Annotated in this window: 8 protein-coding genes; 4 read left to right on the plus strand and 4 right to left on the minus strand. The window is 40.5% G+C overall.

Annotation, left to right across the window (positions count from 1 at the left end):
- Positions 1–9: 9 nt before the first annotated feature.
- Both N7E81_RS14010 and N7E81_RS14015 read right to left on the minus strand, forming a co-directional pair.
- Complete coding sequence (locus N7E81_RS14010) at positions 10–1,275, minus strand: sensor histidine kinase (protein ID WP_263050217.1); 1,266 nt, start codon at positions 1,273–1,275, stop codon at positions 10–12.
- The gene (locus tag N7E81_RS14015; protein WP_263050218.1) at positions 1,272–1,949 is read right to left on the minus strand and encodes a response regulator transcription factor; all 678 of its coding nucleotides are present in this window, start codon (positions 1,947–1,949) and stop codon (positions 1,272–1,274) included. Before N7E81_RS14015 ends, N7E81_RS14010 begins: the two co-directional genes overlap by 4 nt.
- Before the next feature lie 188 nt (positions 1,950–2,137).
- Between N7E81_RS14015 and N7E81_RS14020 the strand changes: the two genes are divergently transcribed.
- Genes N7E81_RS14020 through N7E81_RS14030 form a run of 3 tightly spaced genes read left to right on the plus strand, consistent with a single transcriptional unit; the run spans position 2,138 to position 7,851 of the window.
- The gene (locus N7E81_RS14020) at positions 2,138–3,490 is read left to right on the plus strand and encodes a TolC family protein (protein WP_263050219.1); all 1,353 of its coding nucleotides are present in this window, start codon (positions 2,138–2,140) and stop codon (positions 3,488–3,490) included.
- Between the two features lie 36 nt (positions 3,491–3,526).
- On the plus strand, positions 3,527–6,682 hold the full coding sequence (locus N7E81_RS14025; protein WP_263050220.1) for an efflux RND transporter permease subunit: 3,156 nt from the start codon (positions 3,527–3,529) through the stop codon (positions 6,680–6,682).
- Between the two features lie 23 nt (positions 6,683–6,705).
- The gene (locus N7E81_RS14030; RefSeq protein WP_263050221.1) at positions 6,706–7,851 is read left to right on the plus strand and encodes an efflux RND transporter periplasmic adaptor subunit; all 1,146 of its coding nucleotides are present in this window, start codon (positions 6,706–6,708) and stop codon (positions 7,849–7,851) included.
- 52 nt (positions 7,852–7,903) lie between these two features.
- Here N7E81_RS14030 and N7E81_RS14035 read toward each other — a convergent pair whose 3' ends face one another.
- A complete protein-coding gene (locus tag N7E81_RS14035; protein ID WP_263050222.1) occupies positions 7,904–9,073 on the minus strand; it encodes an OprO/OprP family phosphate-selective porin in 1,170 nt (389 codons plus the stop codon).
- Positions 9,074–9,187: 114 nt separating this feature from the next.
- On the minus strand, positions 9,188–10,294 hold the full coding sequence (locus tag N7E81_RS14040; protein ID WP_263050223.1) for a Na/Pi symporter: 1,107 nt from the start codon (positions 10,292–10,294) through the stop codon (positions 9,188–9,190).
- A gap of 180 nt (positions 10,295–10,474) precedes the next feature.
- On the opposite strand from N7E81_RS14040, the gene N7E81_RS14045 reads away from it, so the two are divergent.
- A complete protein-coding gene (locus N7E81_RS14045) occupies positions 10,475–12,193 on the plus strand; it encodes a Na/Pi cotransporter family protein (RefSeq protein ID WP_263050224.1) in 1,719 nt (572 codons plus the stop codon).
- Positions 12,194–12,196 lie beyond the last annotated feature (3 nt).

Genomic DNA, 12,196 nt, shown 5'->3' on the forward strand with positions numbered 1-12,196 from the left:
AGATTGGATTTATGTAGGAAAATCAAGAGTGATCGTATGTATGTCTGCGTTGTTGATATATCGGATGTTAACATTATAATACTCGCATATTTTTTTCACTATTGCTAAACCGAGTCCTAGAGAAGCAGACGATTGGTTATGTTTCTTGAATCGTTCAAATAGTTGTTCAGGTCTCACTTCTAATGTACTTCCAGTATTAGATATTTCTAACCTTTTCTTTTGTGTCGTAATCTTGATATAGCCTGATGGCTGATTGTGCTTGATAGTGTTTTTAATCAAATTGCCTATCAGTATATCTGCCAGTGTGGGGTTGATCTCTGTTATTAGGTCACTGATGCTATTGAAGGCAACTTTGAGTTCCTTAATGTCTGTAAATTCCTCATATTCATTTAGTTTGGATTGGATTAGCTCATTGAGATTCACAGTTTCATGAGTGTAAAATTGACCATTGTCAATTTTGGAAAGCAGCAGCAGCCCTTGATGCAATTTGGATAGCCGAATAGTAGATTTGTGAATGTCCTCTATCCAATACATTTGTTTATCAGTGAAGTTTTTCCCTTGAATCAATTCTTCAATGCGAGTGGTGATTAGAGCTAGTGGTGTTTGAATTTCGTGTGCTGCATTTTCAGTAAACTCTTTTAAGTTTTGATAATCTACAGCGATTTTGTTAGTCATTTTTTCTAATACTTCATTGAGTTCGTTAAACTCGTAAATATCAGTATTGTCCATAGTTAGCCCAGCGCCCTGACTAATTTCAAATGCTTTCAAATTCGATAATGATTGGTAAAAAGGTTTCCAGACTTTCTTGGATATGCGTCGCTGCAGCAGGATCAAAATGATTAGCCCGAAACTCACAAGGATAAGCATGGTTGTAGTTATAAACGTAAGGAGCTTATTGGATTCTATGAGTGATTTTCTGATGTTGACTTCGTAAGGCTGATCTCCTATGGTGGTGTAAAAGCTATATTGGCGGAATGGGTCAATTTGGTCACTGTATCGGCTTACAAATAAAGTATCAGCAAATTCAACTAATGGAGTGAGCGTATCCTTGACTTCTTTTAGTTCAATTTTGTTTTCCACAAAATAGCAGCTGGCTTCCCATACACCCTGTTCGGCAACATAGTGCTCAAAATCTTGCCTTTCGACCTTGAGTCGATATTCAACCTCTTCGTAAATGACATATTCTGTAACGGAATAAAAGACGATAGCAATCACTAAATAGGCGATGATCGAAAAAAGAATATATTGTCGATTGGTGCGTGTGAGTAGCTTCATTCTAGACCAAATTTATAACCGATGCCGTAGATAGTTTGTATGTAGTCGTTGCACCCACTTTCGGTTAGTTTTTTTCTAAGATTTTTTATTTGAGAATAAAGCATATCAAATGAATCGGAAGAATCAATATAATCGCCATATAGGTGCTCGGCAATAGCTGGTTTGGTCAAAACCACGTTGATATTGGAGATGAAGTACATGAGTAAGTCAAATTCTTTTCTCGACAGGACAACATTTGAGTTGTTGGCAAATACTTTACGAGAGTTTAGGTTGATATTGATTTCTTTATAAGTCATTTCATTTGTGCCGCCGAATTGCCGTCTTCGAATTAATGATTTAACTCTGGCATTTAGTTCCGATAAATGAAAGGGCTTGATTAGGTAGTCATCAGATCCAATTTCTAATCCTCTGATTTTGTCTTCTAAAGCATTGCGGGCAGAGATGATGATAATGCCAGTAGACACATCTTTAGATTTGATATACGATACAATATCAAACCCAGTTCCATTAGGAAGGTTGAGATCTACAATAGCACAGTCGTAGTTGTAAAGACTGATTTTTTCATGAGCCAGATTGAATTCGTCTGCTGTTTCTACAACAAAACCTTCTTTAGACAGATACTCCGAAATACTTTCGGCAAGCCCTTTTTCATCTTCAACAACCAAAATTTTCACGCGTACTTTCTTTTAAAACTAGACCGTAAATATAGGATTTGAATTCTGTAAACATTTTGGAATTTGCGCTTTCTAGATTCCCAATTGTTTCCAAAGTCGGTTTATAGGTTTGTCTCATATTTTTTTAAACAGCAAATATGTGTGAGCAAATGACAAAAAGTAGAAGCAAATTAAAGCTCCTGATTTTGATGACAATAATGAATGGAGCATGGAATGCCGTGTTGGGGCAAACATTGGATTTGGCAAAAAGCCTAGAAATGGCCAAAGCTAACTATTCAAGCATTCAAGCCAAACGCGCCCTTTCTGAAGCGACACTACAAGAAGTAGGGGCGACCAAAAACATATACATGCCGAAGTTGATGCTACAGCATCAATATACCTATTCAACTGGCAACAGTGTAGAAGGTGGTTTTTTCCCCAACGAAGGTACGATTTCACCGTCAGGAGGTATCCGTACTGAAAACATAAATCAGGGTGCATATGGGAGTTTTACCTCGGCTATTATGGAGTGGGATGTTTTCAGTTTTGGAAAGCAATCATCTAATGTAAGAGCAGCTAAAGCAGATGCCAATGCTGGTCAGTTGGATCTTGAGAACGAGATATTTCAGCATCAAATCAGAGTAGCTGATGCCTATCTATTATTGTTGGTGTCAGAAAAACTAACCGAAGTACAAGAGCATAATGTAATACGAGCGAAAAACTTTAGTGATGCGGTAGATGCAGGTGTCAGAGCCCAGCTTCGAGCCGGTGTTGATAGTTCATTGGCGCATGCCGAATATGCACGGGCTAGGGTGCTTCTGCTAGAAAGTCAGCGCAATGAACAGATGAGAAAATATCGTCTGATCGAGCTTTTAGGAGAGGATGCACAGACCTTTTCATTGGAAATTGATAGTATGAGTTTTTGTTCGCAGTTGCCAGTTGTAGGTTTTGCAAATATGGAGATCGATCAAAACCCATTGCTCAGAATGCAGCAAGCCAAAATCGAAGCTGCAGGGCAGCGAGCCTTAGCAATGAAGCGAAGTTTTATGCCAACGGTGTCATTAGTAGCTGCTGGCTGGGCAAGAGGTGCTGGCGTCGATAATGCTGATGGTTCTTACCATACAGATTTTGCTAACGGAACTCAGTACCAAGTGAGCAATTATCTGCTTGGCGTGACTGCCAAATGGAGGGTTACCGATGGTTTTTTAATCAGAAATAGATACAAAAAACTCCAATATATCACTGATCAGAATACACAGCAATTTTATCAGCAACAAAACATGCTGAAACGTCAAGCGACCGAATCAGAAATGCAGTATCGCATTATGATGGAAAAGGCCCGAACCATACCACTACAAATGAAAGCCGCAAAGCAGGCTTATACCCAAGCAGAAGCGCGATATGAAAATGGATTGAGTGACCTGTCGACACTACTTCAAAGTATGGTTGTGCTCAATCAAGCAGAGGCAGATTTAGCCATAGCCTATAGTAATGTGTGGAGATCACACCTAATGGTAGCTGCTGCAAAAGGAGATTTGACGTCATTTTTCGATTCGCTCTAATCAAGGCGAGTCCTATTAAAAATTAATTAAAGGATTATGTTAAAACTAATAAAATCTGCCTTACAGAAACCTATATCAGTGATGGTAGGTATCATAGGCATTCTGTTTTTTTCGGTGATTTCCATCAAGGAAATTCCTGTTGATATATTTCCAGAATTGGAATTGCCATCGATATATATTATTCAGCCCTATGGAGGAATGGCACCTGATCAGATGGATGGGTTTATTACTACTCGGTATCAGGATCATTTCCTGTATGTATCAGGAGTTCGAGATGTCGAAGTACGTACCATACAAGGGATGTCTATTCTGGAATTGAAATTTTACCCAGGAACGGACATGGGAGAAGCGGCCGCTGAAGTGGCTAATAATATAGCAAGAACAAAGGCTTATATGCCAGAAGGTACAGTGCCGCCTCAAGTTTTGCGATTTGATGCCAGCTCAGTACCAGTAGGGCAGTTGGTGTTTGAGAGTGAGACGCATACGCTCAATGAAATACAAGACTTGGCTTCTTCGCGTGTTCGACCTATGTTTTCGAAAATAGAGGGAGTATCGAGCCCGCCGCCACTTGGAGGAAATCAGCGAAGTATTGTGATCAAAGTAGATCCAAAACAACTGAGAAGTTATAAAGTGACTCCAGAGGAAGTGATCAAGGCAGTGATTGCCAACAACCAGCCTTCTCCTGCGGGGAATGTTAGAATCGGAAATAAAGCATTGATGGCGCCTATCAATTCACTCATCGATGACCCACAGGAGTTTCTCGATGTGCCTATCCGAACAGGGTCAGGGCCGTCTGTTTTTATCAGAGATGTAGCCACTGTCGAAGATGCTGCAGATATTACAGTCGGATTTGCCCTTATTCAAGGTAAGCGTGCAGTTTATATACCAGTGGTGAAAAAGGCAGATGCCTCTACGCTTTCTGTGGTGAATAATATAAAAGAAGCATTGCCTCGATTGCAGCATGCAGTACCTGAAGATGTTAAAATTTCCTATCAGTTTGATCAGTCTGTTTATGTATCCAATTCACTCAAGAGTTTAATTGTGGAAGGAATTCTCGGTGCCTTACTAACAGGGCTTATGGTGTTTTTGTTTTTAAAAGATTGGAGAAGTGTAATCATTGTGGTGGTTACTATTCCTGTGTCGGTTCTTTGTTCTGTGATGATCTTAAATCTGTTTGGGCAAACGATCAATATTATGACCTTGAGTGGATTGGCACTATCTATTGGGATATTGGTAGATGAGGCTACGATCACTATCGAAAACATTCACCAGCATCTAGAAATGAAGAAAACTAAAGCCATGGCGATTTGGGAAGCATGTAAAGAAATCGCATTTCCTAAGTTGCTAATTCTGCTATGTATTTTGGCTGTTTTCTTACCCGCTTTGGTCATGCATGGCGTACCTAGGTCTATGTTTTTACCCTTGTCGTTGGCTGTAGGGTTTGCGATGATAGCCTCCTTTTTACTATCTCAAACTTTAGTGCCTGTATTATCCAATTGGTTATTGAAAGGTCATGTTTCAATACCAAAGAGTGAAGAACTTACAGGTTTTGATCGATTCAAAGATCGATACCTCAAGTTGCTCGGCGAGATAATGGAAAAACGAAAATGGTGGGTTGGCGGATATTTGGTGATAGCTCTGGGTATTGCAGGATTATCATTTTATGTGATCGGTACAGATATTTTGCCTCATGCCAATAGTCATCAGTTTCAGCTCCGACTCAAAGCTGCAGATGGGACTCGTGTAGAGCGTACCGAAGAAATGACACTGAAAGTACTCGACTTGATTGATGAGGAAGTGGGAGAGGAGAATGTGGTCATTACTTCTGCCTATGTGGGCAACGTGCCTACGAGTTACGGTTCGGCGCAAGCCTTTGTGTTTAATAGTGGCCCTCATGAAGCGGTGATGCAAGTAGCACTGGATGAATCGTATCCCGTAAAAATGGATGAACTTAAAGAAAGGCTTCGTGCAAGAGTTTCTGAAAATATGCCTGAGCTAAAAGTGTCTTTTGAACCTATTGAGCTCGTAGATAAGATTATGAGTCAGGGTGCTGCTACGCCTATAGAGGTTCGAGTGGCCGCAAAAGATATCATACAGGCATATGGCTTTGCAGAGAAGATACGTGTCAATATGGGAAAGATTCCATTCTTGCGTGACGTACAGATCAAACAGCCAATGAATTATCCTACACTAAATATAGACATTGATCGTGCACGTGCGGGACAATTAGGGGTCACGCCAGTTCAGGTAGCGAAGTCCATGGTGGCAGCTACTTCTTCGAGTCGGTTTACAGATAAAAACCTTTGGTTGGACAATTCTAAAGGGTTGGCCTATCAGGTACAGGTACAAATACCAGAGCATGAAATGTCTTCTGTGAATGATGTGGCCAATATTCCGTTGCAAGCTGGGGCGGCACGACCAGCACTGGCCGATGTGGCTACTATTTCTCAGGAGGTTAGCCCAGGACAATATGACCGTACGGGGCCAAACCGGTTGGTAACCATTACTGCTAATATTCAAGAAAAGGATTTGGGTGCAGCCAAAAAAGCTGTGCAGCATGCGATTGATCAGACTGGCGAGCCCCCTCGGGGTATGATCGTAGAATCGAAGGGTTTAGCTCAATTGCTTACGGAGACTTTAGATAGCTTACAGGGAGGTTTACTTGTCGCAATTGTAATTATTTTCTTACTCCTTACGGCCAATTATCAATCATTCAAACTATCACTTGTAGTACTATCATCTATCCCTGCTGTGCTGGCAGGGTCACTGATGATGTTGCTGCTCTGTGGAGCCACACTCAATTTGCAGTCCTATATGGGGATGATTATGTCGTTAGGCGTTTCGGTGTCCAATGCCATTTTGATGGTCACTAATGCAGAGAGTATTAGACTGGAAGAGAAAGATGCACGTAAGGCGGGGTTGATGGCTGCTAATGGAAGAATACGTCCCATCATTATGACCAGTATCGCCATGATTATGGGTATGGCACCTATGGCCTTAGGTATGGGAGAAGGTGGCGATCAAGTTTCTCCATTGGGGCAGGCAGTGATCGGAGGGCTTATTGCCTCTACACTGGCATCGTTACTTATTCTGCCAAGTACTTTTAGCTTGTTGCAAGCCAAGGCAGGTTTTGATTCTGTGTCTTTAGATCCTGAAGACGTAGAGAGTAAATATTTTCAAAAACAATCGTGAAAAAGAGTTTAAAAATTAAAGAGATGTATAAAGCAATAGAAAGAGTAGGGTGCTTGATTGTGATCGCTGTACTCATACAATCATGTAGTCATGGGGCTAAATCTAATGAGAGCCCAAAGACATTGGTTCCCGAAGTTGAAATAACTAATGTGCAAGAAAAGACTCCTTCTAGACAGGTTGTGCTGCCAGGAGAACTGAAGCCATGGAACAAAGTAGATATTCTGGCCAGAGTCCGAGGCTATGTAGGAGGGATTCATGTAGATAGAGGGAGTATGGTGAAAAAAGGGCAGGTTTTGACTGTTTTGGAAGCGCCCGAAGTGGTGGCGGAATTAGGCAATGCTCAGGCGCAATACGAGACAGCCAAAGCAGGTGTGATAGAGCAAGAGGCTCGACTAAGGTCTAGTAAACTGACCTATAATCGCCTGATGGTGACGAGCAAGACTCCTGGCGCAGTATCAGCTAATGAAATAGATATGGCCTATGCTCGAATGATGGTGGATAGTGCTGCCACAGTATCAAGAGAGGGCTTGTTGGAGGCTGCGCGGGCTAAGCTGGTCTCGCAGCGCCAGTTGGTGAAATACCTAACTGTAAGGGCACCTTTCAACGGGATCATTACGGCAAGGAATGTGAGCCCAGGGACGCTTGTGGGATCGGGAGGCAACCAAGGGCTTCCCATGTTTGTGCTAGAGGACAGATCAAGATTACGGTTGACTGTAGCCATTCCAGAGCGCATGACGAATGCTATTCCTAAAGACAGTGAAGTAAGCTTTGTAGTCGCGGCTAATCCAGGTGATAGCTTTGTGGGGCACTATGCACGAAGTGCCAATAGTCTGGAAGAGATGAATCGTTCTATGCTTACTGAATTTGATGTAGACAATAAATCTGGCGAATTGAAATCTGGAATGTATGCTGAAGTTACTTTGCCTTTGGTGCGTAATGAGGCTACTTTGTTTGTGCCTGCTTCTGCATTGGTGCATACGTCGGAAGGCGTATACGTAATTAAAACGGTGGGTAATACCGCAGAATGGGTAAGCGTGGAGAAAGGAAACCAAATTGAAGATTTGGTGGAAGTATTTGGAGCGATAGAAGCAAAACAAAATATTTTATTGGTAGGTAACCCTGAAATTAGAAATGGACAAAGGGTGAACATAGCACCATCCAAGTCTTAATTTTTTATTTTAGGTGATGGGTCGAAACTTATGTGCTTCGACCCATTTTTCATTAAAATCCGATCTCCATCTGCGCGATAAACAATAGGGCATCATCGGCAGTGTAATTGTCAATGTAAGAGGCACTGGCTTGTATTTTGAGCGTATGCCCTGCAATGAATTTGGAGACGTTTAGGGTGTAAATATTTTCTTTGTCTCCAATAGATTCACTTTCAGGTGCATTATATACATAGCGACCTGCAAATTCGAGATTATTTTTAAGTAGATAGCCTGCGGAAATATTGAAAGCTTCTCCTGTATAATAATATCGGGTGGTACCAGTTTCATCTATGCCATCATGAGGTCCATCAAGTATGGTTCTGATACCGTATTCCGACATCATTGAGAATCCATTGTATTTGAACATCGCGTCTATAAAAAGTGTGGAAAAATCCACTTCGGTATTTAGGAACCTCCCCAATTGTCCTCTTTCTCTGTTGTTGTTGTCGTTGAAGTCATAAGTAACTCCGATCGATAGTTTTGGCTTAGGTTCTCTCATCAGGTCAGAACCGAAATAATCTCCTTTCTTTTTGAATTTGCCAAAAGGAAGAATCTCACCTCTTACTGTATAGTCATAGCCATTAGAACTATTCGAAATAGTCACATTTCGACCTTCACCCATAGAAATAGATGCAATTTCACGCAACACCATTTGACCAATTGTATGTTCGTGATGTAGTTGTATCCCAATGTCTCGGTCTAGCGTGTATCGATTGTTGAGCTGACTACGCTCTGTGAATTGCAAGGCGCCAGAAGAAATCACCCTTTCTCTGTTGCCAGGTAGTTTTGTTTGACCTACCCAGAGGTGCCAATTTTTCCGAAAATGCCATTTGAGCGCAGCGTCTAGGACGATGTTGGCTGCTCCAGAGTTTTCATTGTAAAAACTACCCTGATCGCGGTTGGATAGCCCCAGTTCAATTTTGTATTCGATTCGTGGGTCATACAAAAAACCTTTGAATTTTAAGCGATACCGTCTTATTAGAAACTGATCCGCATATTCTTCTGAGTCAAAGTCGTAGAGGCCTAGGTATTGTGTTTGAAATCTGAGATTGATTTGCGTACTAAAAGTCGAATCTTTGTCAACGAACCGTAATCCGTTCCCGATTTTACTGCCGTCGAATGATTGAGCTTGGGCCATAACGGCACAGGTAGCCAAAGCTAAAGTGAAGTAAAAAAGTTTCATATTTTCTGAATATAAGCCGCGAAGATACCCTGCCAAACTTGCTTACTAGTTAATTAAAGGTTTCCTTAATGTTAAGCAATTGTTAACAAAATGAAGAAATGCTGCTTAAATGATTCAGAGCCTATGCAAAAAGATAAGCGCGAGGGGTAATATAAAAAATATGAAAAGGATATAGAAAAAACCAATGACACGGTATTGCATGGTCATAAGTCCAAATTGTCTCGCATAGCGAATAGGCAATTGATTGAGGTAGGGTATAACTAAGAAAAGAATGCTCCCTATCAAGTTGAATAAAAAGTGAACCACTGCAATACTTAAAGCAGCTTCAGATTTATTGAATGCAGCGATGAGTGCAGTAATGGTAGTACCCACATTGGCGCCTACAATGTAGGGGTATATTTTGCTCAAATGGATTTTTCCAGTAGCTCCCAATGGAACGATGATAGAGGTAGTGATAGAGCTAGATTGAATTCCGGCAGTTAGTACTGTGCCTAAACCAAATGAATTGAGTTTGTTTTTGAAAAACACTTCTTGAAAACGTTCTTCTGATGCACCTATCATCCTGTTGGAAATGATTTTGGATATAATCTTGATGGATGCAAATAATGCAATACAAGCTACAAGTACCAGTACGAATTTGTACTCGACAGAATCAATCAAAAAACCATTGATCATATCAAAGAAACTCAATCCCGATTCCTGTCCTTTTGCCGCAGGAGTATGAGACAAATTTAAAGCTGTGACGACTTGAGTAGAGAGTTTGGAGAGTACGTGGTAGTAATATTCCAATGGAAACAACACCATCACCGTCATGATATTGAAAAAGTCGTGCATTACGCCAGTCGCAATAGCATTTTTAAACTCTTTGTTGTCGGTGATATAACTAAGGGAGACAATGGTACTAGTCAGGGTAGTACCCATATTGGCACCCATGATCATGGGTACTGCATTCTCTAGAGTCATTCCTCCTGAGGCTACTACAGCTACTATGAGAGAAGTACTCGTAGAACTGCTTTGAATTACGGCAGTGATAAACAGTCCGATAAAGAGACTAATAAAAGGGTTGGAGGTAATGGCTAATACTTTGATTACCGTATCATTGCCAATTACATGAAAAGAGCTGGTCATTAGATCTAATGACCATAAGAATACCAATAAAGCGAGCGATATGCTCAGTATAAACTGTACTAGATTAAGTTTTTGTGTTGTACTACCTTCCATAATTCAAGCTGCAAAAGTAGAATAGTTTGACTTCTCATATATTACTAAATTGTTATGAAGTGAAAGGTAAAGTAGAACTGCTTGGGTTTATCCTTAACATTTATTTAAAATTGAGCTTCTTTAATATTATTAGCTTTGCAAGCATTTTAAAATCAATTCAGAAAAATAAATAACGATCTCGTGGAATACGGAATTTTTGACATTTTACAGTTAATAGGAGCACTAGGTTTCTTCATTTATGGGATGAAGGTAATGAGTGAATCTATTCAGAAGGCAGCGGGGGATTCATTGAGATCTGTCATGAGTATTATTACTTCCAATCGAGTGAGTGGAGTATTTACAGGTTTTTTAACCACAGCTATTATACAATCATCATCAGCGACTACCGTGATGGTGGTAAGCTTTGTAAATGCTGGATTGCTAAAACTAAGGCAAGCTATAGGTGTAATTATGGGAGCCAATATAGGCACCACCATTACAGGCGTTTTAATCTTGGTATTTGGATTTTCAAAGTTTAGTATATCGCATTACACTTTGCCTATCATAGCGGTGGGTTTTCCCATGCTATTTGCTAAAAAAGTAGAGTGGAAATACTGGGGTGAATTTTTAATTGGATTCTCCCTTTTGTTTATGGGATTGGATGCCTTGAAGCATGCAGTTCCTGATTTAAAGCAAAATCCGGAAATTCTGGAATGGATTGCTGATATTAATAACTTAGGATTTATATCTGTCATTATTTCGGTATTAATAGGTACTATTTTGACTGTCGTTGTTCAGTCTTCTAGTGCTGCAATGACCGTTACACTTATTATGTGTCATAACGGTTGGATTCCATTCGATATGGCAGCGGGTATTGTGCTGGGTGAGAATATCGGAACTACCATCACGGCTAACTTAGCTGCCTTGGTAGGTAACGTGCATGCTAAACGTGCGGCATTGTCTCACTTTATGTTCAACGTGTTTGGTGTGGTGTGGATGTTATTGGTGTTTAATCTGTACATCGGAACCATTGATTCTATAATGGTTTCATTTGACTTAGGTTCACCACTCAACGATACGGCATCGATCAACTGGGGGTTGATATGTTTTCATACCAGTTTTAACATTGTGAATACCTTAATTATGATTTGGTTCGTGCCTCAGATCGAGCAGATCGTAACCAAATTAGTTACCTCTAAGGATGAAGAAGATGAAGAATTTCACCTTGAGTTTATTGGGACTCAATTGATGCGTACAGCCGAATTGTCCTTGATGGAGGCTAGGAAAGAAGTAGTCAACTTTAGTAAGCAAGTTGTGAAGATGAGTAGGTTTGTTCAAGAGCTGGTCACTTCTGATGATAACAAAAGAATAGAGGCTCTAACGGAAAAAATATCTAAATATGAGGACAGAACAGATGAGTTGGAAATGGAAATCGACGATTATCTGGTGAAGGTGTCTGAGGGGAGATTGAGTACGGCTGCATCCGAAGAGATTCGTGCCATCATGAGTATCACAAGCGATTTAGAAAGGTCTGCGGATATTTTTATGAGAATGTCTCGTGAGATCAATAGAAAAAATAAGCACAACCTGACCTTCACTTCTGATCAGATTCTGAACATCCAAAAGATATTTGGATTGGTAGATGCTGCTTTGGCCGAAATGCACAAAAATTTGAAATCAGATTATTCAGAAGTGCTGTTGGAGGGTGCTCGAAAGAGTGAAGAAGCCATCAACAAAATGAAAAAAGAGCTTAGCAAGAAGCACTGGAAGAGCGTAGAAGAAAATCACTACGATGTCCAAACAGGCATTGTCTATAGAGATATTATCTTTGGCTGTGAGCGTATTGGAGATCACGTGATCAATGTTACAGAAAGCATTGTAGGAATAGAAGAACATGTTTCTGTACACCATCATCATTAATAA

Source organism: Reichenbachiella carrageenanivorans (assembly GCF_025639805.1).
In the GTDB taxonomy this organism is placed as follows: domain Bacteria; phylum Bacteroidota; class Bacteroidia; order Cytophagales; family Cyclobacteriaceae; genus Reichenbachiella; species Reichenbachiella carrageenanivorans.